The 24,207-nt window shown below is 61.6% G+C and carries 22 protein-coding genes; 10 read left to right on the top strand and 12 right to left on the bottom strand.

Translation table 11 applies throughout. From position 1 onward, the window contains the following. Positions 1 to 119: 119 nt before the first annotated feature. The 10 genes from MUM_RS0114905 to arnC all read right to left on the bottom strand — a co-directional run bounded on the left by MUM_RS0114905 (position 120) and on the right by arnC (position 10,999). Positions 120 to 818, bottom strand: a complete 699-nt coding sequence (locus MUM_RS0114905) for an HPP family protein (protein WP_010171083.1) — start codon at positions 816 to 818, stop codon at positions 120 to 122. A 177-nt stretch (positions 819 to 995) separates the two neighbouring features. Beyond that, complete coding sequence (locus tag MUM_RS1000000133815) at positions 996 to 1,175, bottom strand: type VI secretion system contractile sheath small subunit (RefSeq protein ID WP_272903156.1); 180 nt, start codon at positions 1,173 to 1,175, stop codon at positions 996 to 998. 509 nt (positions 1,176 to 1,684) lie between these two features. Beyond that, positions 1,685 to 3,307, bottom strand: coding sequence for an ArnT family glycosyltransferase (locus MUM_RS0114895; protein ID WP_029615915.1), 1,623 nt, complete (start codon positions 3,305 to 3,307; stop codon positions 1,685 to 1,687). 3 nt (positions 3,308 to 3,310) lie between these two features. Then, positions 3,311 to 4,690, bottom strand: coding sequence for a UDP-glucose dehydrogenase family protein (locus MUM_RS0114890; RefSeq protein ID WP_010171078.1), 1,380 nt, complete (start codon positions 4,688 to 4,690; stop codon positions 3,311 to 3,313). Further along, positions 4,687 to 5,100 carry a 4-amino-4-deoxy-L-arabinose-phosphoundecaprenol flippase subunit ArnF gene (arnF, locus tag MUM_RS0114885; RefSeq protein ID WP_010171075.1) on the bottom strand — a complete coding sequence of 138 codons (414 nt, stop codon included), beginning with the start codon at positions 5,098 to 5,100 and terminating at the stop codon, positions 4,687 to 4,689. Before arnF ends, MUM_RS0114890 begins: the two co-directional genes overlap by 4 nt. Further along, the gene (gene arnE, locus MUM_RS0114880; protein WP_010171073.1) at positions 5,097 to 5,444 is read right to left on the bottom strand and encodes a 4-amino-4-deoxy-L-arabinose-phosphoundecaprenol flippase subunit ArnE; all 348 of its coding nucleotides are present in this window, start codon (positions 5,442 to 5,444) and stop codon (positions 5,097 to 5,099) included. Before arnE ends, arnF begins: the two co-directional genes overlap by 4 nt. Further along, positions 5,441 to 7,096 carry a lipid IV(A) 4-amino-4-deoxy-L-arabinosyltransferase gene (arnT, locus tag MUM_RS0114875; protein WP_010171071.1) on the bottom strand — a complete coding sequence of 552 codons (1,656 nt, stop codon included), beginning with the start codon at positions 7,094 to 7,096 and terminating at the stop codon, positions 5,441 to 5,443. Before arnT ends, arnE begins: the two co-directional genes overlap by 4 nt. Beyond that, a complete protein-coding gene (arnD, locus tag MUM_RS0114870) occupies positions 7,093 to 7,977 on the bottom strand; it encodes a 4-deoxy-4-formamido-L-arabinose-phosphoundecaprenol deformylase (RefSeq protein ID WP_029615914.1) in 885 nt (294 codons plus the stop codon). The genes arnT and arnD overlap by 4 nt, the downstream gene beginning before the upstream one ends. Then, positions 7,977 to 9,968: a bifunctional UDP-4-amino-4-deoxy-L-arabinose formyltransferase/UDP-glucuronic acid oxidase ArnA gene (gene arnA, locus MUM_RS0114865; protein ID WP_010171068.1), complete on the bottom strand. Its 1,992-nt coding sequence runs from the start codon at positions 9,966 to 9,968 to the stop codon at positions 7,977 to 7,979. Before arnA ends, arnD begins: the two co-directional genes overlap by 1 nt. Next, positions 9,965 to 10,999 carry an undecaprenyl-phosphate 4-deoxy-4-formamido-L-arabinose transferase gene (gene arnC, locus MUM_RS0114860; protein ID WP_032881941.1) on the bottom strand — a complete coding sequence of 345 codons (1,035 nt, stop codon included), beginning with the start codon at positions 10,997 to 10,999 and terminating at the stop codon, positions 9,965 to 9,967. The genes arnA and arnC overlap by 4 nt, the downstream gene beginning before the upstream one ends. Before the next feature lie 469 nt (positions 11,000 to 11,468). On the opposite strand from arnC, the gene MUM_RS0114855 reads away from it, so the two are divergent. From MUM_RS0114855 to MUM_RS0114845, 3 genes are all read left to right on the top strand, one after another. Then, the gene (locus MUM_RS0114855; protein ID WP_029615913.1) at positions 11,469 to 12,257 is read left to right on the top strand and encodes a M949_RS01915 family surface polysaccharide biosynthesis protein; all 789 of its coding nucleotides are present in this window, start codon (positions 11,469 to 11,471) and stop codon (positions 12,255 to 12,257) included. A 103-nt stretch (positions 12,258 to 12,360) separates the two neighbouring features. Beyond that, the gene (locus MUM_RS0114850; protein WP_010171064.1) at positions 12,361 to 13,275 is read left to right on the top strand and encodes a site-specific integrase; all 915 of its coding nucleotides are present in this window, start codon (positions 12,361 to 12,363) and stop codon (positions 13,273 to 13,275) included. 116 nt (positions 13,276 to 13,391) lie between these two features. Continuing rightward, positions 13,392 to 13,616: a DUF2188 domain-containing protein gene (locus tag MUM_RS0114845; protein WP_003217639.1), complete on the top strand. Its 225-nt coding sequence runs from the start codon at positions 13,392 to 13,394 to the stop codon at positions 13,614 to 13,616. Positions 13,617 to 13,735: 119 nt separating this feature from the next. Here the strand turns inward: MUM_RS0114845 and MUM_RS0114840 are convergent, their stop codons facing one another. Both MUM_RS0114840 and MUM_RS0114835 read right to left on the bottom strand, forming a co-directional pair. Next, on the bottom strand, positions 13,736 to 14,593 hold the full coding sequence (locus MUM_RS0114840; protein ID WP_010171063.1) for an SDR family oxidoreductase: 858 nt from the start codon (positions 14,591 to 14,593) through the stop codon (positions 13,736 to 13,738). 99 nt (positions 14,594 to 14,692) lie between these two features. Next, complete coding sequence (locus MUM_RS0114835) at positions 14,693 to 14,965, bottom strand: DUF2790 domain-containing protein (protein WP_010171062.1); 273 nt, start codon at positions 14,963 to 14,965, stop codon at positions 14,693 to 14,695. Between the two features lie 276 nt (positions 14,966 to 15,241). Between MUM_RS0114835 and MUM_RS0114830 the strand changes: the two genes are divergently transcribed. The 7 genes from MUM_RS0114830 (at position 15,242) to MUM_RS0114800 (ending at position 24,197) form a co-directional block, all read left to right on the top strand. Then, complete coding sequence (locus MUM_RS0114830) at positions 15,242 to 15,754, top strand: sigma-70 family RNA polymerase sigma factor (RefSeq protein ID WP_010171060.1); 513 nt, start codon at positions 15,242 to 15,244, stop codon at positions 15,752 to 15,754. After that, a complete protein-coding gene (locus MUM_RS0114825; protein WP_029615912.1) occupies positions 15,751 to 16,698 on the top strand; it encodes a FecR domain-containing protein in 948 nt (315 codons plus the stop codon). Before MUM_RS0114830 ends, MUM_RS0114825 begins: the two co-directional genes overlap by 4 nt. A 101-nt stretch (positions 16,699 to 16,799) precedes the next feature. Then, positions 16,800 to 19,721, top strand: coding sequence for a TonB-dependent receptor (locus MUM_RS0114820; RefSeq protein WP_010171056.1), 2,922 nt, complete (start codon positions 16,800 to 16,802; stop codon positions 19,719 to 19,721). 172 nt (positions 19,722 to 19,893) lie between these two features. Next, positions 19,894 to 20,655 carry a GntR family transcriptional regulator gene (locus MUM_RS0114815; protein WP_010171055.1) on the top strand — a complete coding sequence of 254 codons (762 nt, stop codon included), beginning with the start codon at positions 19,894 to 19,896 and terminating at the stop codon, positions 20,653 to 20,655. Continuing rightward, entirely contained in the window at positions 20,652 to 22,382 is a 1,731-nt protein-coding gene (locus tag MUM_RS0114810; RefSeq protein WP_010171053.1) for a fumarate reductase/succinate dehydrogenase flavoprotein subunit, read from the top strand. Before MUM_RS0114815 ends, MUM_RS0114810 begins: the two co-directional genes overlap by 4 nt. Positions 22,383 to 22,422: 40 nt before the next feature. Next, positions 22,423 to 22,668, top strand: a complete 246-nt coding sequence (locus tag MUM_RS0114805; protein ID WP_003217650.1) for a 4Fe-4S dicluster domain-containing protein — start codon at positions 22,423 to 22,425, stop codon at positions 22,666 to 22,668. A gap of 122 nt (positions 22,669 to 22,790) precedes the next feature. Then, the gene (locus tag MUM_RS0114800) at positions 22,791 to 24,197 is read left to right on the top strand and encodes an ABC transporter substrate-binding protein (protein WP_010171049.1); all 1,407 of its coding nucleotides are present in this window, start codon (positions 22,791 to 22,793) and stop codon (positions 24,195 to 24,197) included. The last annotated feature ends 10 nt before the right edge of the window (positions 24,198 to 24,207 follow it).

The following is a 24,207-nucleotide window of genomic DNA, read 5'->3' as shown; positions in this document are numbered from 1 at the left end:
TCTTTATCAAGATGTTCGGGGGCGAACGCTCTCGCGATCGTACCAGTGCAAATTTGCCCAGTACAAGTCGGAATCCTGCAGGTCGTTTTTGCATTTTTGCACGATGGGCTGCATCGGCCCTAGCGTTGGAAAACCGCCCCGATAGCGCGTCGCCGGGCGTACCGTTCGCTGGCCTGGATCAGTTCTTCCAGTTCCTGTGGGGTCACGTCCAGGAACTGCTCGCGCTCGGCCAGCGCCTGCTTGAGGTCTTCGGCGCTGATCCCGGGGTTTTCGATGGCGGTCGGCATAAAGCTCGGTGCCGCCGGTTCGCTGGCGCCCTTGGGGTAACGTGTGCGCGTCGCATTATTGTAGGCCAGGGCACACGCCACCATGGCGGCGGCACCCAGCATGACCGCGCCCATTTCCTGCCAACCCAGGGCGATGGAGGCGGGGTCTGCCAGCACCAGGCTCATGGCCAGCCCACCCGCCGGCGGGTGCAGGCAACGCAGCCAGCAGATCAGAATCACCGTCATCCCGGCGGCCAGGCAGGCGCTGCCCAGGGTGCGTCCCAGTACCCGGGCCACCAGCAAGGCAACGACCCCGGCGCACAGGTAGCTGCCGATGATCGACCAGGGTTGGGCCAGTGCGCCGGATGACACGGCAAACAGCAGCACCGCCGAGGCCCCGAGCGGGCCGATGAGGTGCAAGGCCACCTCCATGCCGAACACCTGGGCACACACCCAGACACTGAAGAGCGTGCCCAGGGCCATGCCGATCGCGGCACGGCTCCATTCGGCGGGGCGGGTATTGATGGCAGCGGGTAACCAGCGAGCGAGCATTGACAGACGGTCCATAAAAAGCGGGCGAAAAAAAAGGCCTGTCTGGTTTCCCGGAAAAGCCCTTCAAAAAAAGTTCCTGCATTTGGGGGAGGAACCTGCGCAGTGTGCCCATCGGGCAAAGTTGCCGCCAATGCATATTAATGCAGGTCAAGTGCAGTATTTTTGCAGTTAACCGCCTCAGCCGAAGGGTATCAGCCGCGTCGGGGGTGGCAGGGGGCTGCTGACCTTGCCCAGCACCCGGTCATTGGTTTCTTCGTTGATCAGCAGGTTCTGCACGTTTTCCCGCAGTGACGGGTTGTTGGCCAGCGGGCCCTTGAGCACCACCAGCGCATCGCGCAACTCCATCAGTCGATCCAGCTTGGGAACCGGGACATAGCCAACTCTTGCCGGTGAAGAGGGGGTTTGAAGAATGGATGTAAAACCTGTCGCAGAAGAGAGGGCGGGCAATGGTTGGTCGGACACGGAGCATTCCTCTAGAGTAAATAAACGGCAGGATTAAGTGCTGTTTAAACTTGTTTATTGTTATTGCAACTCTTTCTATAACCGGGTGAGCACGATTTGAGCTGGTTTCTTTCAAAATTGTCAGGAAGGCCCTGAGTCGAGCCTCGGGTGCTGTTTTAAATAGTGGGGAAGGTAGTAATTAATTAACTCACTTGGCAGGCGAGTCTACAGTTGGGGACTTTAAGCGGGAAGGGGAGTTGCATCGGTGGTTACGGATAGAAGCGTAGGATTTTTCTCGATAGTTACTGTCTGGAAATTTACAGAAGTTATCGGATAAAGAAGCTTCTTACATACACCGGAGTTTTAAACTACGGATAGCACCGACATGGGATAAGCGGGTTGCCCGCTTATCCCATTGCCAGGCATCAAGGCTGTGGGTTTTTGACCAAATGCAGCAACACATACGGGTTCTTGTCGAACTGCCCGGTCAACACCGGCACCAGTGAGCGAAACCGTGGATCGCTCAACCCTTCAAAGTCCGCCTGGCTCATGATCAGCCAGGCAGGTGCCTGAATCGGTGCCAGTTCGGCGGTCAACTGGGTAAACAGCGGCACCCGGTCGCAATCGAGGTTGACCATGAACTTGATGGCTTTCGCATCCTTGCCCAGCGCGTGCAGCACCAGCGGCGCCCGTTCCTGCTGGATGAGCGTCTGGGCCTGGAGGGTAAAGGTGCGCGTGTCATACAGCCGGCGCTCCAGGGGTTCGACCATCACGATATAGGCGAGCCATACCGCCAGCACGGCGGTGAAGGCCGGGCCCAGGTAGCGAAGGCGCGTCTTGAACAGAAACCCCAGTGCCAGCGTCTGGAGGGCTATCAGGATCCCGAACACCGGGTTGAGGCTGCCAATCTCCCCGGGGAAGCGATGACGCGCCACGAACAAGCCGGCGATCAGCAGCCCGGGAATTGCCGTCCAAAGCGCCAGCATCAGCCAGCGCAGCCCGGCGAACAGTCGCCCCCGTTCAACCTGGAACGGATACGCGGCGATGATCGCCGCCATGGGCAGCATCGGCAGTACATAGCGGGCCTTTTTCGCCTGGGGCACCGACAGGCCGATCATCACGATCAAACCTGCGGCGAGGCAGTACAGCACCAGCTTCAGCGCCGGCCCCTGGTCTTCGCGGCCCCCGGCGACAATCGCAATCAGCGCCAGTATGGCCAGCGGATACGCCGGGGCGTAGTTGCCCAGGGAACTGCTGAAGTAATACAGCACGCTGCCGGAGCCTTCAGTCCCGTCCATGCGGCCGAGGAACTGCATGCGGATCACATCCTGCATGAACCCTTCGCCGCCGCTGAGCTTGGCCAGCAGCAACAGCAGGCCGACACACGCCGCCAGCAATGCCAGGGCCAACAGGCCGAAACTGAACAGCTGCCGCCATTGGCGATTGATCAGGTAGTAGCTGCACAGCATGCCGGTGGGAATCACCAGGCCGATCGGCCCACGAATCGCGAACCCCACGATCAGCAGCGCAAACAGCCAGTGCAAGCGCTTGCCGGCGCCGAAGTGATCATGGGCATACCCCAGGTAAAACACCGCCAGGGCCACCGCGGCCAACATCTGGTCGAGGGACACTGCGCGGGTTTCGCTGATGAAGGTACTGCTCAGCAGCATCACCGCGATGCTCAGCAGCGCCCAGCGCCGGGAGTAGGGCGCCGTCAGGCGGTAGACCAGCACCACGATCAGTGCCGACGCGATGGCCGTCGGCAGCCAGGCCGTCAGGCTGGTGACCTGCCCCAGGGGCAGGGACAGCAGCCAGGTCAGCAGTGTCGAGGTGGCGAGGTAGTCGGCATAAGGCTGCCCGTAGGTCGTCGGGAAGAACCCCGGCCCATGGCGCAGCATCTCCTGGGCGAACAGCACGAAGCGCGAATCAAAGCCGATGATTGCCTGGTTCCAGTTGCCCGCGATAAACAGGACGAGCGCCAGGAGCCCCAGCAACCATGAGTGTCGGCGAATCGTCGGGCTGAGCAGGGGCGGATGAGCTCTGTCCACGTCTTAGGCTTCCTCGGCCTGAGGTACCCAGTTTTGCTGGGGGATCGGCAAATTGCAGGAGTCGCCGCGGCCCATCGGGAAGTACTGGATGCCTTTGCGTGCCAGGCGTTCACCGTCGTACAGGTTACGGCCGTCGAAGATCACCGGGGTTTTCAGGCGCTGCTGGATCAGGTCGAAGTCCGGCGCCTTGAACTGCTGCCATTCAGTGCAAATGATCAAGGCGTCGGAACCGCTCAGGGTCGATTCCGGGGTGCCCATCAGCATCAGGCGCGGGTCATCGCCATAGATGCGCTGGGTTTCCTGCATGGCTTCCGGGTCAAACGCGCGCACATTGGCGCCGGCGGCCCACAGGGCTTCCATCAGCACACGGCTTGGTGCGTCGCGCATGTCGTCGGTGTTCGGTTTGAACGCCAGGCCCCACAAGGCAAAGGTCTTGCCCTTGAGGTCGCCCTTGAAGAACGCGTTGGCGCGTTCGAACAGCTTGCTCTTCTGGCGCTGGTTGATCGCTTCCACGGCTTCCAGCAGGTCGCTGGAGCAGTTGGCGGCCTTGGCGCTATGGATCAGGGCGCGCATGTCCTTGGGGAAGCACGAGCCACCATAACCGCAGCCCGGGTAGATAAAGTGATAACCAATGCGCGAGTCGGCACCGATGCCCAAGCGCACGGCTTCGATGTCGGCGCCCAGGTGTTCGGCCAGTTCGGCGATCTGGTTGATGAAGCTGATCTTGGTGGCCAGCATGCAGTTGGCGGCGTACTTGGTCAGCTCGGCGCTGCGCAGGTCCATGAAGATGATGCGGTCGTGGTTGCGGTTGAACGGTGCATACAATTCACGCATCACCTCGCGCACTTCTTCACGCTCGCAGCCAATGACGATGCGGTCCGGGCGGCGGCAGTCGGCAACGGCCGAGCCTTCCTTGAGGAATTCCGGGTTGGAGACGATATCGAATTCCAGATGGCGGCCGGCCAGGTGCAGGGCTTTTTCCATGTGGGCGCGCAAGGTGTCGCCAGTGCCGACGGGCACGGTGGACTTTTCCACCAGGATCACCGGTTGCACCCGGTGACGGGCCACCGCATCGCCTACCGACAGCACGTATTTCAGGTCGGCCGAGCCGTCTTCATCCGAAGGCGTGCCCACGGCGATAAACAGGACTTCGCCGTGCTCGACCGCGAGTTTTTCGTCATAGGTAAACGTCAGGCGCCCGCCTTCGAGGTTTTCCTTGACCATGGCCGCCAGGCCCGGCTCGAAAATGCTCACGTGGCCCTGTTGCAGTTGCTTGACCTTGTTCTCGTCAACGTCCATGCAGATGACATCGTGACCGACTTCGGCCAATACGGTGGCCTGCACCAGACCGACGTAACCACTACCAAATACACTGATTTTCATGGGGCATTCCTGGGACTTGTGGTGCTAGCACGACGAGAGTTGATAGTCAGGACTCCGAGGATGACCAAGGCCACTCCCGCAGTTTTTGAAACGGAAAAATGTTCGTTGAACACCGGCAGGCTGGCGGCCAGCAGGTACACCAGCGCGTAGCTGATGCTGAGCAGCGAATAGGCACGCCCCAGCGGCAGGTCTTTCAGCGCGCCCAGCCAGCAGAGCATCGACAGGGCATAGGCGATGATCGCCAGGATCACCACGCCCAGTGCGCCAAGGTCGATGGCACCGGTGTCGAGCGCTGTCAGCCATTCGGCGGGCAGCGGCAGGCGCGTCATGCTCCAGCGCATGCCCAACTGGGCGCCGCTCACCAGTGCAACGCTGCCCAGGGCCAGGGCAAAACCGCGAGCGCGACTCATACCTGACGCCCCAGCAACACCACACCGGCAATCACCAGCAGCACGCCGAACCAATGGCGGCCGTCGATGTGTTCGTGGAACACAAAGCGCGCCACCAGGGTCACCAGCACAAAGTTGAGGCTGAGCATCGGGTAGGCGATGCCGACTTCCAGGCGTTGCAGCACCAGCAGCCACACCAGCAAACCCAGGCCCAGGCATATCAGCGCCGACCACAGCCACGGCGAGCGCAGCTTCAAGGCCCAGCCCTCGGGCTGGTCACGCCAGCCTTCCACGGCAAACTTCTGGGACACCTGGCCCATGCAGGTCAGCAGGCACGCGCCCAACAACAGCAGCAGTGTGGTCATGGGGCACTCTGCGGGAAAATCAGAATCACGATATTGCCTTGCTCGTAGCGCTTGCCGTCTTTGGGCAGCAGCTCCACTTCCTGGCGCTCGTCGTCACCCTTGACCCGCATCACCACGCCCACTGAACCCTGTTTGCGCGCGTCGGTCATCCATTGCTGGACATGGGCGGCATCGATCTTGCGGTAAGCGGTGTCCGGGAAGGCGATGCCGTATTTCACTTCGCCAACGGTGTTGTAAAGCATCACTTCGGGACGCTGCAGGCGCCATGACAAGGCCGAGGCCGCACCCAGGTCGTTGCTCAGCAACGCGGTGGTGGGCTGCAATTCCTGGAGGTGATCGATGATGAACTGGTCCGGGGTCTTGTTATAAACCACCGAGTGCGGCAACGCGGCCGGCACCAGTGCCACCAGCAGCCAGCTACCGATCACCGGTGCGGCCCACAGGTGCAGCGGGCGGGCGGCTTGCAGCAGATTGGCGATGATCCAGCCGAACAGGAAGATGAACACCAGCACCAGGCTCAAGGTTTCCTGGCCGTGCTCATACAGCGGTTTCTTCAACTGGAACCAGGTCAGGGCCAGCAGCCCCAGCACGCCGAGGATCAGGTTCAGCCAGCCGTTGATGCGCAGTACGCGGCCACGGGCCTGGGCCAACTTATCGGCCAGGGTATGGCCCATCAACAATGCCAGCGGCAGCAGGCACGGCATGATGTACGACGGCAGCTTGCCCTTGGCCAGGCTGAAGAACGCCAACGGCATCAGCAGCCACAGCAACAGGAAGCCGATGTTGGCACTGCGCTTTTCCAGCCACGCCTGTTTGACGGTGGACGGCAGCAACGCCATCCACGGCAGGGTGAACGCTACCAGCAACGGCAGGTAGTACCAGAAGGGTTCGGAGTGCTGGGCGTCTTCGCCGGCAAAGCGCTGGATGTGCTCGTGCCAGAAGAAGAAATTCCAGTAATCCGGTTCCTGGGCATGCACCATCAGCGCCCACGGCAGGCTGACGACAATCGCGACGACCACGGCCACCAGGCCATAGGTGAGCAGCTCACGAAAGCGCTTTTGCCAGACCATGTAGGGCAGGGCGATCAACACCGGCAGCAACCAGGCGAGGAACCCCTTGGTCATGAAGCCCATGCCGCAGGCGAACCCGAGCAAGGCCCAGGACCCCAGGCGGCCACGGGGGGTGGTGCTGTCGAAGCAGAACCACAGCGCAGCCCCGGTCAGGTTGACCCAGAAGGTGAACTGCGGATCGAGGTTGGCATAGCCCGCCAGGAACGCGACGCTGACGAAACTCATGTACAGCACGGCGCTGACCAGGCTCTTGCGCGGGTCGTTCCACAAACGCCGGGCCACGAAGTACACCAGCAGGATGCTCAGGCCGGTGCTCAAGGCCGAGGCAAAACGCACGCCGAACAGGTTCTGGCCGAAGATCGCCTGGCCCAGCGCGATCATCCAGTACCCGGCGGCCGGTTTTTCGAAGTAGCGAATTCCCATGAAGTGCGGCGACGCCCACTTGCCGGTCAGCAGCATTTCCTGGCTGATCTGCGCATAGCGGGTTTCGTCGGGAATCCACAGCCCGTGGGTGGCCAGCGGGATCAGGTAGAACACCCCGAAAGCCAACAGGAGCAGGGGCAGGGCCCAGCGGCGGATCATGCCTTTTGCACTCCGAGCCAGCCTTCACGGCCGCTCAGCACACCGCGCACCAACTGTTGTTGGGGCAGGGTGGTCACGTCGGCGGGCAACAGGTCGCCCAACGGTTTGAACGCGATGCCGCGCTGCCCTGCCTGGGCGAGCAACTGGCGAAAATCATTGGCCATCAGAATCCCTTCTACTTCTGCGTGGATCGTATAAACGTTGAGCTTCGACGGCTTGAAGCGGTCGAGGATGAAGGCATTGAAATCCTTGGCAGCCACTACCGGGCCCACGACTTCGTCGAAGGTCGGCATGTCCACCGGAATTTGTGGCGTGCCGGCACTGCCATCCGCCAGGGTCGGCCGGAACAGGCTGGTACCACGGCAATCGCTGTTGTAACGGAAGTTGAACGGTTGCTTGGCTTGCACCACGCGCTCATCGGCACGCCAGCCGGCAGCGGCTGAACAGTCGATGCGCTCACCGAGGATGTCGCTCAAGGTGTCGACGCCACGGCGGATCTGCTCGACCAGCTGTTTGTCGCTCCAGCTTGCGGTGTTGGCCTGCCAGCCATGGTGATCCCAGGCGTGCAGGCCGACTTCATGCCCGGCTGCCTTGGCCTGGCGCATCAGGTGCCCCAGGTCGCGGCCAATGGGTTTGCCCGGCCAGGCAGTACCGGCCAGCAAAATGTCCCAGCCGTACAAACCGGCAGCATTGGAGCGCAGCATCTTCCACAAAAACTGCGGGCGGATCAGGCGCCACAAGTGGCGCCCCATGTTGTCCGGCCCGACGCTGAAGAAGAAGGTCGCCTTGACCCCGGCTTCGTCGAGCGACTCCAACAACCTTGGCACCCCTTCGCGGGTGCCTCGGTAGGTGTCGACGTCGATGCGTAGACCCGCTTGCATCAACGCTTGTCCGCGATTTCGAGCATGGCTTCACGCAGGAAGAAATCCAGGGTGTTGCCGATGGTTTCGCTCATCTCGACGGTAGGCTCCCAGTTCAGCAGGCGCTTGGCGTTTTCGATGCTTGGCTTGCGGTGAGCCACGTCCTGGTAACCGGTGCCGTAGAACGCCTTGGATTCCACGTCGCGGAAACCGGCGAACGGAGGGAAGTTGCTGCGCAGCGGGTGAGCTTCGAACTGACGCAGCAGTTCTTCGCCCAGCTGACGGATGCTGGCTTCGTTTTCCGGGTTGCCGATGTTGATGATCTGGCCGTTGCAGTTGTCGTTGTCGTTATCAATGATGCGCGCCAGGGCTTCGATGCCGTCGGCGATGTCAGTGAAGCAACGCTTCTGCTCGCCACCGTCGAACAGACGGATTGGCGTGCCTTCCACCAGGTTCAGGATCAGCTGGGTGATGGCGCGGGAACTGCCGATACGGGCCGAGTCCAGGCGGTCGAGGCGCGGGCCCATCCAGTTGAATGGACGGAACAGGGTGAACTTCAGGCCTTTGTCGCCGTAAGCCCAGATCACGCGGTCCAGCAGTTGCTTGGAGACCGAGTAGATCCAGCGCTGCTTGTTGACTGGGCCCACCACCAGGTTGGAGGTGTCTTCGTCGAAGTACTGGTCCTGGCACATGCCATACACTTCGGAGGTCGACGGGAAGATCACGCGCTTGTTGTACTTCACGCAGTAGCGAACCAGTTTCAGGTTCTCTTCGAAGTCCAGTTCAAATACGCGCAGCGGGTTGCGGGTGTATTCGATCGGGGTGGCGATGGCCACCAGCGGCAGGACCACGTCGCACTTCTTGATGTGGTACTCGATCCACTCGGAGTGAATGCTGATGTCGCCTTCCACGTAGTGAAAGTTCGGGTGGCTGCGCAGGCGTTCGATGGCGTCGGAACCGATGTCCAGGCCGTAGATTTCGTAACGGTCGTCGCGCAGCAGGCGCTCGGACAGGTGGTTACCGATAAAGCCGTTCACACCCAGGATCAGCACGCGGGTACGGCGTGGCTTGCGGCCGGACTCGGCGCCGCGCAGCACGGAACCGTCCACCAGGCCCAGCTCATCCGCCAGGGACGGGCCGGCCAGGTACAGGCCGTTTTCGTTGCGCTGGCCAAACTTGACCACCAGGGAATCTTCACCGCAGGCGATGCGCAGCGGGTTGACGCTGATCACGCGGCCTGGCGCCAGGCCTTCGTTGCCCTTGACGACTTCAGCGCTCCAGACGATCAGCTTGTGCTCGCCCACGGCGCAGAAGGCGCCGGGGTAAGGCTGGGTCACGGCACGCACCAGGTTGAACAGCTCTTCAGCCGGTTTTTTCCAGTCCAGCTTGCCGTCTGCTGCGGTGCGGCGACCGAAGTAGGTGGCCTGGCTTTCGTCTTGTGCGGTTTCAGCCAGCTTGCCTTGAGCCAGTTGCGGCAGGGCGTCGCGCAGCAGGTTGGTGGCCGCCTCACGCAGTTTGGCGTGCAGGGTCAGGCCGGTGTCGGTGCGGTCGATCACGACTTTCTGCTGGGCCAGGATCGCGCCGGCATCGGCACGTTTGACCATGCGGTGCAGGGTCACGCCGGTTTCGGTTTCGCCGTTGACCAGTACCCAGTTGGCCGGTGCACGGCCACGGTATTTAGGCAGCAGGGAGCCGTGCAGGTTGAACGCGCCTTTTTTGGCGGTGGCCAGCAGGGCTTCGCTCAGCAGGTTGCGGTAGTAGAACGAGAAGATGTAGTCCGGGTTGAGCTTGGCGATGCGCTCGATCCACAGCGGGTGGTTGGCGTCTTCCGGGGCGTGCACCGGGATGCCATTGCGGGCGCACAGTTGGGCGACGGAACCGTAGAAATTGTTTTCCTTGGGATCATCGGCATGGGTGAACACGGCAGCAATTTCGTAACCCGCATTGAGCAGGGCTTCGATGCCTGCACAGCCAATATCGTGGTAAGCGAAGACAACAGCTTTTGAATTCATGACGAAACCTGATCGGAAGGAGAAGTAGAGGTGTGGGAAGACGTCAGGCCATCGACCGTAAAGGTCTCGGCCGGTGCTGCCGGTTGGTTGCGCAGCACTTTTTCAATAAAGAACCGTGGGCGGGCCCGCACATCGCTGTACATGCGGCCCAGGTATTCACCCAAGAGGCCCATCCCGATGAACTGGCCACCGGTGAACACGAACAGCACGGCGAACAGCACGAACATGCCGTCGCCGGCCCAGCCAGAGCCGAAGGCCAGGCGCAACACAATCAGTGCGACCGCAAACAGCATGCCCAGCGCCGCCAGGCTGAAACCGACGATGCTCAACAGGCGCAGTGGCGTGGTGGTCATGCAGGTCAGCAGGTCGAACATCAGGCTGATCAGGCGCATCGGGCTGTACTTGGACTCGCCGTGTTCACGCTCGGCGTGATGCACCAGGATTTCCGTGGTGTGGCGCGCAAAGCTGTTGGCCAGGATCGGGATAAAGGTGCTGCGCTCGCGGCAGGCCAGCATGGCGTCGACGATGGTGCGGCGATAAGCGCGCAGCATGCAGCCGTAGTCACTCATGGCCACGCCGGTGGAGCGTTGCACGGCGAGGTTGATCAGGCGCGACGGCCAGCGGCGGAAGGCCGAGTCCTGGCGATTGTTGCGCACGGTGGCAACCACGTCGTAGCCCAGGGCGGCCTGTTCAACCAGGCGCGGGATTTCTTCCGGCGGGTTCTGCAGGTCGGCGTCGAGGGTGATCACCACGTCGCCCCGGCAATGCTCGAAGCCGGCCATGATCGCGGCGTGCTGGCCGTAGTTGCGGTTGAGGATCACCGCGACCACGTTGCTGCCTTCGAGCGCGGCGGCGTCTTCCAGCAACTGCGCGGAGTTGTCGCGGCTGCCGTCATCCACCAGGATGATTTCGTATTCGTAAGCCAGCTGTTTGCAGGCGGCCATGGTGCGGCGCAGCAATTCAGGCAGGCTTTCTTGTTCGTTGTAGACCGGGATAACGATCGACACGCAATGAATTGGATAGGGTTTCAAAGATTCATTACCTCGGGGGTTAGAGCAACTTGGAGCGTAAACACAGCAGTAATCACAAGCCTGGAACAGCAGGCACCTGATTAAAAGTAACGTGGATTCATGGCATTCATTCGGTAGTCCTGACAGGTCACAGTGGGTCTTCCATGGCTTACGTGAGTAAAGACCAAAACACTCAAAGGTAAAGTGGAATCAACGAGTTAACCTGCAAAATACGGTTCGCTCTCAAGTCGTGCCGCCAAGATTAAGCGCAAAAATGTTCAACGAATATGAAACGCAGATGAAAAAGTCGTTTTTTTGGCAGGTAGACAGCTAGTGTTCAGCTAAACAGCAGGAACACGGACAATGCCTTCCTGGCCGCGTGCGGATGGGGAGTAGCCTTTTCCTACGCGCTAGTTCATTCCTGAAGAATCTTCTCTGCAATGCCGCGCAAGTGCCGGTAAAGTAAGCCATCTCTTGCCAGGGCAGTCGGATGAATAGCGTGCAGCGTTTACGGCCAATGTTGATGGTGTTGTTGATGTCGGTGGCGTGGGCCACGGTGGTGCGGGCCGGTGACGGTGTGGCACTGACGGCCATCGACCCGGTGCCCGATGGCGTGGAAGTGCGGGGTAAACAGGTCGGGGCCTACACCTGGAGCGATAAACAGGGCAAAAACCTGTTGGTGCTGGCGGAACAGGTCAGCGAGCGCGACGACGACGGCGCCCAGTCGGCCTTTGTCTATGCCGCCCAGTACCTGCTTGACGGCGACCGGCCCAAGCGGGTGTGGATGCTCTACGACGACGTGCAGCACTGTGAATTTGACGCTGGCGCGCACTTCAACACCGACGCCACCCAGGTCACGGACCTGCTGGGCGATGGCATCAGCCAGGTCACGGTGGGCTATAGCCGCACCTGCACCAGTGATGTCAGCCCCAATGACTTCAAGCTGATCATGCACATCGGCAAGTCGCAGAAGTACCGCCTGCGGGGCATCGACCGCTATGGCGCCAGTTGGTGGGATGAAGACGCCGGCGCCCTGCAAGGCATGCCGTTGCCCAAGGATTGCAGCGTTGCTGCGCAACAGGCACTGGTCAGCCAGTACAAGGAGCAGGGCACCGAGTTGCCGTTGCCGGGCTGTTATGGCGACGAGCAGGACTTCGCCAAGGCGCCCAAACCGTACCTGGACTTCATGCGCCAGCACTGGTTTGCGTTGATGCAGAAGCAGGACACCGACTGGAGCCAGCAGCAGACGCCGGCCCCGGCAGAAGACGATCAGGAATAGCCCCGAGGATTGACCTGCGCTAGACTTCGCGCTCGCCAATTCACTAAATAGGTCGATTAATCAAATGGTTAGTCGATCTATTTAATCCAAAGGCTGATCTACCTTGACTGAGTCTACCCGTAACCCGCTGACCCTCTACCTCACCCGCCTGGCGCCCTCCAGCCAGCTGACCATGCGCTACGTGCTGCAAGACGCCGCCGACCGCCTGGGCTTTGAAGACATCAACCTCGAAGACATCGACTGGCACCTGTTGCAACCCGAGCAGGTCATGGCGCTGGTGGCCGTACTGCGTGAAGACGGTTACGCGCCGAATACTTCTTCGCTGTACGTCAACGCAGTGCGCGGGGTGATGAATGAAGCCTGGCGCATGAGCCTGATCAGCCAGGATCACCTGCTGAAGATGCGCTCGGTCAAGGCCATGGCCGGCACCCGGCTGAGCCAGGGGCGCAACCTGCGGCGTACGTTGATTCGTGAGTTGATGGAAGTCTGTGCCGCCGACCCACGGCCCCAGGGGCTGCGGGACGCGGCGGTGATCGGGATCCTGTACGGCTCGGGCATGCGCAAGTCGGAGTCGGTGAACATTGAGCTGAACCAGGTCAACTTTGCCGAGCGCAGCCTGCAGGTCACCGGCAAGGGCAACAAACAACTGATCAAGTACGCGCCAGCCTGGGCCTTCGCCAAGCTGGAGGCGTGGCTGGAGTTTCGTCGCAGCCAGTTGAAAGAGGGCGAGCAGGACGACACGTTCCTGTTCAACCGCATCCGCCGGGGCAGCCATATCACCCGGGAACGCATCACCAAGCACGCGATTTACTACATTGCCCGCCAGCGCGGGGAACAGGTTGGGGTCAAGATCATGCCCCATGATTTCCGGCGTTCGTTTATCACCCGGGTAATTGAAGAGTACGACCTGTCCATCGCCCAGAAGCTGGCGCACCACACCAATATCCAGACCACCGCGACTTACGACGTGCGCGACGACAACGAGCGGCGCCGGGCGGTGGATCGGTTTGACCTGTAGGGCCGCCTGTAACCTGGGCGGCCAACTGCCTTGAACTCTGCCCGGCGCCTGCGCTCGCAATAACTAGGGCGCGGGTTTTGCCGCGTGCCGTGTTCATTCAGTCAAGGGAGCAGACCATGGATACCTACAACATCAACAAGACCGGCACCGGTTGGGCGTTGACCAAGCAGGGCTCGGCGCGGCCGTCGAAAACAGCGGAGACCAAGGAGGCGATCGTCGAGTTGGCGAAGGAGTTTCTCAGCGACAAGACGGCGTCGCTGAGAATTCACAGCATGGATGGGCGCATACAGGAGGAAAGAACCTATCCGCGCAAGGCTGATCCGACTCGATCTCCAGGTTAACCGAGTCACACATGTGGGAGCGGGCTTGCTCGCGAAGGCGTTGGATCAGTCACACATGCATTGCCTGACACTCCGCCTTCGCGAGCAAGCCCGCTCCCACACTGGATTTGCATCCGCCCCTAGAGAATCGGCTTGCCACCCGTCACCGCATACCGCGAGCCGGAGATGTAACTCGCCTCATCCGACGCCAGCAGCACGTAGATCGGTGCCACTTCCACCGGCTGGCCGGGGCGGCCCAGTGGGGTCTCGCTGCCAAAGCTGTTCACGTCCTCATCCGGCATGGTCGAGACAATCAGCGGCGTCCAGATCGGCCCAGGCGCTACGCTATTCACCCGGATGCCCTTGCTGCCCAGCAATTGCGCCAGGCCACCGGTAAAGTTGGCAATCGCGCCCTTGGTGGCGGCATACGCCAGCAACGTCGGCTTGGGCATGTCGGAATTCACCGAACTGGTATTGATGATCGACCCGCCGGCCTTCATATGTGGCAGCGCCGCCTTGCAGAGGCGAAACATCGCGGTGATGTTGATATCGAAGGTCTTGACCCATTCCTCGTCGGGGATGTCTTCCAGGGTCTCGTGGGTCATCTGGAAGGCTGCGTTATTGACCAGCACATCGATCCGGCCGAACTGCTCGACGGTCTGGTCGACAATCGCCTGGCAGGTGGCCTTTTGCGCGAGGTCCCCGGGCAGCAGCAGGCATTGGCGGCCGGCTTCCTCCACCCAGCGTGCGGTCTCCTTGGCGTCCTCGTGTTCATCCAGGTACGCGAGGGCCACATCGGCCCCTTCGCGGGCAAAGGCAATCGCCACGGCTCGGCCAATACCGCTGTCGGCGCCGGTGATCAGGGCGATCTTGTTGGCCAGGCGACCAGAGCCGGTGTAGCTCTTCTCGCCGCAGTCGGGGTAGGGGTCCATCTTCTTCTGTGAACCGGGAACGGATTGGGCCTGGCTGGCGAAAGGTGGGCGTGGGTAATCAGTCATCTCAATCTCCATAGATCACAACGGGTTCTATGGATTAGTGATTTTCAGCAGCCCAATAGTTGTAATCGATGCCGGTCAGGCCCGACGAATGGTTTGCGATCAACCATGCTGGCAGGCATCGCCCAGACGCATGTAGTCCAGTTCGTGACGCACGCCATGGCTATCGATATAGACCATGTGGCCCTTGACCGGACCGCACTCGGTGGAAGACTCGGTACTGACGCGCACCACCTTGGCGATATCCAGGTCCTGGGAGTAGTCGTAAGTCTCGTTGGCGGGTGCGCTGGCACTCACAGCGGGCGCCGTGGTTTCGCCCTGGGCGACGGCAAGTGTGCTGAACAGGCCCAGCACGGCGATAAGCAGATAACGCATGGGAACCTCCGGCACCACGAAGGTGGTGAGTTGACTGTGGGGTTCATTCTACAAAGCGCTTGCTGCGGGGATGAACGCCTGCGGGGCAATAGAAGACATCAGCCAAATCGATGCATGCGGCCCTTATATTCGTTTGAGAGTTAAAGCGGATTTTTAATTACTTCCAAAGCTCCGCACCTCTGCTGCACAGTCGCTCCCTTTATTCCAAGCCACTTACAGGGTGGTGTTGGCGGATGATTTTCGAGGCAGGCGAAATGCCTCGTAAGGGAGCAAGGCATGGGTGTCAGACAGCCCCTCGGTTACCCATTGATTGGGCAGATGTTCCAAAAGGATTACCAGTGGTTGTGCGGTTCGGTCAGGCGAACGTTGGGGTGTCATCACAGCGCGCAGGACATTGCCTCGGAAACGTTCCTGCGGGTGCTGTCGCTACCGGACCCGGCCGCCATTCGCGAACCTCGCGCGCTGTTGACGACCATCGCCCGGCGCCTGGTGTACGAGGGCTGGCGCCGGCAGGATCTGGAGCGCGCCTACTTCGAAAGCCTCGCGCATGCGCCGGTGCCGGTGCATCCGTCACCCGAAGAGCGGGCGTTGGTCATCGAGGCGTTACTGGCCGTGGACCGCCTGCTTGACGGGCTGTCTGCCAAGGCCAAGGCGGCATTTCTCTACCACCAACTGGACGGCCTGACCTACAGCCAGATCGGCGAGCGCTTGCAGGTTTCCACCAGCCGTGTGCAGCAATACATGGCCGACGCCTTCAAGCGCTGCTACCTGGCGATGGCGCAACCATGAGCCTTTTACGCCCGGAAGATGCAGTGGTCGAGGAGGCTGCGCGCTGGATGGCGCTCCTGCAATCGGAGCACGCCAGCGTTCAGGAACGGCAGGCATTCGAGGCGTGGTGCGCGGCGGACATTCGTCACCGCCAGGTGATTGATCAAATGAGCGGTGGCATGCGGCTGTTGCGCAGTCAGGCGTTGCACGGGGTGCCCAGTGAGCGCCTGTTGCACAGCCTGAAAGCAGCGTCCAGCCGCCGGCGGTTTGTCGCCGGCAGCCTGGGTGTCGTCGCGCTGGCTGCGCTGTTTCTCGGGCGTCGCCAGGGCTGGCTGGGCGATACCGGTGAGCTGTACACCGGCACCGGTGAGCGCAAGCACCTCACGCTGGAGGATGGCAGCTTGCTGACGCTGAACGCACAGACTCGGGTGATGGCGCGCTTCGACGCCCACCAGCGCGTGCTGGAGCTGCGGGACGGCGAATTGCTGGTGGATGTGGCCAAGGACCCGACGCGGCCCTTCGTGGTGCAAACCCGGCATGGCCAGATTCGTGCCCTGGGCACCCGGTTCCTGGTGCAGCATGACGAAGCGTCCACCCGCCTGGCGATGCTGCATTCGCGGGTGGAAGTGGTCACCCGGGACGGCGCGCGCCAAATTGTGGAGGCCGGGCAGAGCCTGCGTTTCGATGAGCAGCACACCTTCGGCACTGGCCCGCTCAAGGGCGATGAAGCGGGCTGGACCCAGGGACGCCTGGAAGTCCACGACCGCGCCTTGAGCGAAGTAATCGATAGCCTGCGCAGCTATCGTCGCGGGATTCTGCGCTTGAGCCCGGACGTCGCCCGGTTGCGCCTGAGCGGCATCTATTCCCTGGACGATACGGATCGGACCCTGCAATTACTGCAGAACTCATTGCCGATTCGGGTGACTTACCACAGCGCTTACTGGGTGAGCATCGAGTCGCGTTAAACCGGTTATAAACTCATAGCTTCTTTGCCTAAACGCCGCCCTATAAAAATCCGCAGGCTGCTGCTCATCCCCTGTAGACACATTCAACAGGGAGATCCTCGATGTTCTTATTCAAACAACAATTACCACGACTGACGCTGGCGGCGGCGTTGGCGATGGGTGTCTGCACAACATCGGTGATGGCCCAGGAAGCGGCCGCTCAGGTGTTCAGCCTTGATATCGCTGGCGGCCCGCTCGATACGGTGCTGCTGGATATCTCCCGGCAGACCGGGGTGATGATTTCGTTCAGTCAACAATTGGTCCAGGGCAAACGCAGTGCCGCCATACGGGGAAACCTGGGCAGCCTGCAAGCGGTGGACAAAGCGTTGCAGGGCAGCGGCCTGCAAGTGAGTGACAGCGAGCAGGGCCTGACCGTACAGGCGGCGCCCGTGGCGCCGACCCAGGCCGCCCCGGCAGCAGGTAAAAGCACCGACTACCGCCTCGAAAAAGTCACCGTGACCGGCTCGGCGATTCGCCGGGTGGACGCTGAAACAGCCGTGCCGGTGACCATCCTGCGGGTCGAGCAACTGCGCGAACAGGGTGTGAGCACCACCGAAGAGTTGATCAACCGCATCTCCGCCAACCAGTCCTCCGTTGGCTCCGGGCGCTCGGTGGGTTCCAGCAGCGGCGGTGCGGCCTTTGCCGATTTGCGCGGGATTGGCGCGAACAAAACCCTGGTGTTGCTCAATGGCCGACGCCTGAGCAATAACGCGGTCAACACCACCAACGGCTCCGGGGTGGATTTGAACACCATCCCGTTCGCTGCCATCGACCGCGTGGAAGTCCTGCGCGATGGCGCCTCGGCGCTGTACGGCACCGACGCGATTGGCGGGGTGATCAACTTCATCACCAAGACCAGCCTGACCGGCGGCCAGCTGTCGACCAATTACGACTCGCCGACGCGCTCCGGCGGCGGCGACAGCCATAACTTCAGCGGCAGCTACGGTTTCGGCGACCTTGAAGAGGACCGCTTCAACGTGTTCGGCGTGGTCAGCTACGACAAGCAGACGCGCCTGGCGGCCAAGGACCGGGACTTCACCTACAACTACCAGCCGGGTCGCGGCCTGGATTTCACCTCCGGCACCGCCGCGCCGGCTAACTGGAGCCAGGGCAGCAACGCGACCAACCCGCTGGCCGGCTCCGGCTGCCACTCGCCGGGGCTGTTGTCACGCAATGGCATCTGCCGCCAAAGCCTGTGGAGTTACCTGGACCTGGTGCCTGAAACCGAAAAAACCTCGGCCTTTGCCAAGGCCACCGGCAAGCTGGCCGATGACCATACCGTCAGCCTCGAGTACTTCTGGGCGCGCAACGAAAACCGGACGCAGATTGGCCCGGGCACCCTGATGGGCGCCCAGGTTAACCCGGGTACGCCGTTCTATCCTGGCAACGGCGTCACCCCGGGCCCCCCGGGCTTCGCCCTGGACCCGACACAGCCGGTAGACGTGAACTGGCGTGAAACCGATGCCGGCGCGCGCAAGCACGAAGATGACAACACCAGCCAGCGCCTGCTGCTGAGTTTCGAAGGCAACGTGGCGAACTGGGACTACAACGTCGGCGCGTCCTACAACCAGAACAAAGTGGTGCAAACCATTCTCGACGGTTATGTGAACGACCAGACCATCAGCCAGGGGATCGCCAACGGTGTGATCAACCCGTTCGGCCCGCAGAGTGAAGCGGGCAGGGCGTTGCTGGCGTCCAGCCGCGTCGATGGCGACTATGCCACTGCCGTTGGCCGGGTGAAGAGTATCGACGGGCGCGTGAGCCGTGAAATCGGCGACTGGTTTGGGGCAGGCCCCACGGGCCTGGCGCTGGGAGGTGAATACCGCAAGGAAGATTTTCACCAGGATTTCGCCCAGTTTGCCGAGACCGTGCAGAGCCTCGGCGTAGACCCCAATGGCGCGGTGCGCGGCAATCGCAGCGTCTCGGCCGAGTACGCCGAGGTCAACGTACCGGTGCTCGAAAGCCTGGAGCTTTCGGCCGCAGTGCGGCATGACAAATACAGCGACTTTGGCAGCACCACCAACCCGAAATACTCGTTCCGTTTCCAGCCGTTCAAGGAGTTGGTGGTTCGTGGCGCCTACAGCGAAGGGTTCCGCGCACCGTCGCTGTATGAGTTGTACAACCCGACCTACACCAGTTACACCGTGGCCAACTACAACGACCCGCGCTTGTGCCCGGGCGGCACCCCGGCCAATGGCGGGATCGGCAACCGCGACTGCGCCCAGCAGTTCCGCCGGCAGACCGGCGGCAACGGCAGCCTGAGCCCGGAAACCGCCCGTAACGTGACCTTTGGTTTCGTATTCCAACCCATTGAACGTTTGAGCGCCGGCCTGGATTTCTGGTGGATCACCATCGCCAACCAGATCGCCGAGTTTCCGGAGTCGTCGGTCTTCGACGACCCGGACGCCTATGGCGACCGCTTGATTCGCAAGGCTGACGGCTCCATCGATCACATCGTTACCGGCCTGGCCAACCTGGGTAAGACCAAAACCAACGGCGTCGACGTGAGTTTTGACTACCGCTTCCCGAGCACCGCCATCGGTGACTTCGGCATCGGCCTGCAAGGCACCTACGTCAACCAATACAAATACCAGCAGGAGCTCAAGGGCGACTACATCGACAAACTCGGTGATTTCCGTGGTGGCGAGTTCTCCACCGCGGGCGCCGTTGCGCGCTGGCGCCACAGCCTGACCGGTACCTGGGCGCGGGGACCACTGGGCGTTAGCCTGACCAACCGCTACACCAGTGGTTATCACGACTCGGACCCCGAAACCCACGACGCGGTGAGCTCCTACAACGTCTGGGACCTGGCGGGCACCTACAACTGGAGCAAGTCCCTGGCCGTCACCCTGGGCGCGAAAAACCTGTTTGACCGGGCGCCGCCTTTCAGCAACCAGACCTACGCCTTCCAGAGCGGGTACGACCCGAAATACGCCGACCCGTTTGGTCGGATCCTGTATACCCGAGTCAGTTACAACTTCTGATTTTTATAATCATCAGATCTAACGCGGCCCTATAAAACAGGCTGATCCGCTGCACATACCGGGTAGGTGCAGCGGATCGGCCTGTCCATAACCTTATTCCAAAACGGTATTTCCACGTCTTTCATAAGACTCCTTATGATCACGTCATAACTCGTTATGACAAGTGGTCCTGATGAACGAATCAACCGTCGCCTTATCCCCTCTGTCCAGCGTTCCGCTGCATGCCCAGCTGCGGGATCTGCTGCGCAGCCGCATCCTCGATGGTGAATACGCACCGAACACCCAGATGCCTTCCGAAAGCGAACTGGGTGCGCGCTTCAAGGTCAGCCGCATCACCGTGCGCCAGGCGCTGGGTGATCTGCAAAAGGAAGGCCTGATCTACAAGATCCACGGCAAAGGCACCTTCGTCTCCAAACCCAAGGCCTATCAGAACGTCAGCACCCTGCAGGGGTTGGGCGAGTCCATGACCGAGCGCGGCTATGAAGTGATCAACCGCCTGCGCAGCTACCGCTTTGTGCCCGCCGACAAGCTGGTTGCCGAGCGCCTGGGTGTGGAGGAGGGCACCACGGTCGCGCAGATCAAGCGCGTACGGCTGATCAACCGCGAACCGGTGTCGCTGGAAATCACCTACCTCGGCCAGGCCCTGGGCGAACGCCTGGAAAACGCCGACCTGGTGACCCGCGACATCTTCCTCATCCTGGAGAACGACTGCGGCTTGCAACTGGGCCACGCCGACGTGGCAATTGACGCGGTACTCGCCGACAGCGAGCTGACCCAGGCGCTGAACGTCGAGGCCGGTTCGCCGATCATGCGCATCGAACGCCTGACCCACACTGCCGACGGCCAGCCGGTGGACTTTGAACACCTGTATTACCGCGGCGATGCCTTCCAGTATCGCCTGCGTATCGACCGTCAGCGAGGTAGCCGCCCGTGAGCCGCAAAACCCTGGAACTGGAATACGACATCGTGGTGATCGGCGGCGGTACTGCCGGCCCCATGGCGGCGATCAAGGCCAAGGAGGCCAACCGTGACCTGCGCGTATTGTTGATCGACAAGGCCAACGTCAAGCGCAGCGGCGCCATCAGCATGGGCATGGACGGGCTGAACAACGCGATTATCCCCGGCCACTCCACGCCGGAGCAGTACACCAAGGAAATCACGATTGCCAACGACGGCATCGTCAACCAGGCGGCGGTGTATGCCTACGCGACCCACAGCTTTGAAACCATCGAGCAACTGGACCGCTGGGGCGTGAAGTTCGAGAAGGACGAGACCGGCGATTATGCGGTGAAGAAAGTCCACCACATGGGCGCCTACGTATTGCCGATGCCCGAAGGGCACGACATCAAGAAGGTGCTGTATCGCCAACTCAAGCGGGCCCGGGTGACGATCACCAACCGTCTGGTGTGCACCCGTTTGCTGACCGACAGCGACGGCGCGGTGAATGGCGTGATGGGGTTTGACTGCCGTACTGCGGACTTCCAGGTGATCAAGGCCAAGGCCGTGATCCTGTGCTGCGGCGCGGCCGGCCGCCTGGGCTTGCCGTCGTCGGGTTACCTGATGGGCACCTATGAAAACCCGACCAATGCCGGCGACGGCTACGCCATGGCCTACCACGCCGGTGCCGAGCTGGCGAACCTGGAGTGCTTCCAGATCAACCCCCTGATCAAGGATTACAACGGCCCGGCCTGCGCCTATGTCACCGGGCCCTTGGGCGGTTATACCGCCAACAACAAGGGTGAACGCTTCATCGAGTGTGACTACTGGAGCGGGCAGATGATGTGGGAGTTCCACCAGGAGCTGGAAAGCGGCAACGGGCCGGTGTTCCTCAAGCTCGATCACCTGGCCGAGGAAACCATCCAGAACATCGAACAGATCCTGCACAGCAATGAGCGCCCGAGCCGTGGCCAGTTCCACGCCAACCGGGGCACCGATTACCGCAGCCAGATGGTCGAAATGCACATCTCCGAGATCGGCTTTTGCAGCGGGCATTCCGCGTCGGGTGTGTGGGTCAACGAGCGCGCCGAGACCTCGGTCAAGGGCCTGTATTCGGCGGGCGACATGGCCGCGGTGCCGCATAACTACATGCTGGGTGCGTTCACTTATGGCTGGTTCGCCGGCACCAACGCCGCCAGCTTTGTGGCCGGGCGCGAGTTCAGCGCCGTGGATGCGGGGCAAGTGGCCGCCGAACAGGCCCGGGTGTACGCCCCGCTGGAGCGCGAAACCGGCCTGCCGCCGGCCCAGGTCGAGTACAAGCTGCGGCGTTTCGTGAACGATTACCTGCAACCGCCCAAGGTCACCCGCAAGATGGAAATCGGCTTGCAACGCTTCGCCGACATCGAGCGCGACCTGGACCAGATGAAGGCCCACAACCCCCACGAGTTGATGCGCGCCATGGAAACCAGCGTGATCCGCGATTGCGCCGAAATGGCCGCCCGCGCCTCGCTGTACCGTGCCGAAAGCCGTTGGGGCCTGTACCACCACCGGGTCGATCACCCACAGCGCAACGACGCCGATTGGTTCTGCCATTGCCACCTGAAAAAGGGCGACGACGGGCAGATGGTCAGCTTCAAGAAACCCGTCGAGCCCTATGTGATCCCACTGGATGCCGAAGAGATGCAGGCTTACGACCGCCTGCGCGTAGGGGCTGACGCCGCCTGAATGTGCCTCCCCAAGCTCGCTCACCACAGGACACCGTGAAATGGCCTATCAGCCCCAGGAAATATTCTTCCGCTCCAACGCCCCGGTGACGGTGGACGAAGACAAGTGCATCGCCGAAAAAGGCTGCACGGTCTGCGTCGATGTGTGCCCGATGGACCTGTTGGCGATCAACCCGGCAACGCAGAAAGCGTACATGGCGTTCGATGAGTGCTGGTACTGCATGCCCTGCGAAAAAGATTGCCCCACCGGCGCAGTCAAGGTCGAGATCCCGTACCTGCTGCGCTGAGGTCTGCCGCAAAAGCCATCCGCCAACCCCGGACGCCGCCCGAGCAACACCCCCTCGTTTCCCACCACGCCAGACCGTGGCGGAGACGACTCTTTTAACCATGATTCGAGGGGAAATACCCAATGTTATTGCGCGCAACGTTGGCCGGCCTGGTGCTGGCTTCCTTGAGCCTTTCGGCTCAGGCACAAACGATCCGGGTGGCCATCGGCACCCAGGACACCACCATCAACTGCGCGGCCGGCGGCTTGCTGATCCGCGAACTGGGGCTGTTGGACAAGTACCTGCCACACGACGGCAAGTACAAGGACGCCACCTACGACGTCCAGTGGAAAAACTTCACCAGTGGCGCGCCGCTGACCAATGAAATGGTCGCCGGCAAACTGGACTTTGGCGCAATGGCCGACTTCCCCGGCGCCTTCAACGGCGTGGCGTTTGAGGCCGCGGGCAAGCACAGCCTGTTTATCAGCGTGCTGTCGGGCAATATCAAGGGCAGCGGCAACGGCATCGTGGTGCCGGTCGCTTCCAGCGCCCAGTCGTTGTCGGACCTCAAGGGCAAGACGATTTCCGTGCCGTTCGCCTCGACGGCCCATGGCATGTTGCTGCGCGCCGTAGCGGCCCAGGGTTGGGACCCGCTCAAGGACGTCAACATCATTGCCCAGGCCCCTGAAGTGGCGGGCTCGGCGTTGCAGGCCAACAAGATCGACGCCCACGCCGACTTTGTGCCGTTTGGCGAGTTGTTCCCCAACCGTGGTTTCGCCCGCAAGATCTACGACGGTTCGCAATCCGACACCCCGACATTCCACGGCGCGCTGGTGGACGAGAACTACGCCAAGCAGTACCCGGAGGTCGTCGTCGCCTACCTGCGTGCGAGCATCGAGGCCAATCAGTTGCTGGCCGCAGAGCCGGAGAAGTACAGCGAGCTGATCGAAAAAGTCACCGGCGTTGAAGCCGAGGTCAACTACCTGTTCCATGGCCCGCTGGGCGTGCAAACCCGCGACTTGAGCTGGAAGCCCGAGTACCGCCAGGCCGTCGGCACCGCCATCGACACCCTCAAGTTGCTGAAAAAGGCCGACCGTGGCCTGGACCTCACGACCTTTATCGATGACCAGTACATCCGCGCCGCGTTCAAGGCGTCGGGCCTGGACTACCAGGCGCAATTGGGCAACTACGCCCAGTCGCCGCTGAAGGCCAACGATGCGCTGACTGGTGCGCCGATCACTGACTGGAAGCATGTCGCGCAAATCTGGGTCAAGGGTGAGCCCAAGGTGCGGGATTACGCGTCCGCCGAGGCGGCATTCACCGCGCTGGACAGCCTCAACAAACAAGGCAAGGCCGTGCGGGCGGTGTATGCCCAGGCCGAGGACAGCGGCATCAAGTTGCTGGCGAGCCAGGCCTGGTTTGCAACCAACAAGCAAGGCCAGCTCAGTGCGTTCCTGCTCAAGGGCCAGGCGCAGCAGTTCGCCCAGGCCCAGGGCGGCAAGGTGTTCAACTTTACCGACGCCGGCGCGCAGGCCGTTGCCGGTCGCTGAGGGAGCGCGT

The organism is Pseudomonas sp. PAMC 25886 (genome assembly GCF_000242655.1).
Lineage (GTDB): Bacteria > Pseudomonadota > Gammaproteobacteria > Pseudomonadales > Pseudomonadaceae > Aquipseudomonas.
The sequence above is the reverse complement of the archived record's forward strand: the minus strand, read 5'-3'. Positions and strand labels throughout refer to the sequence as shown.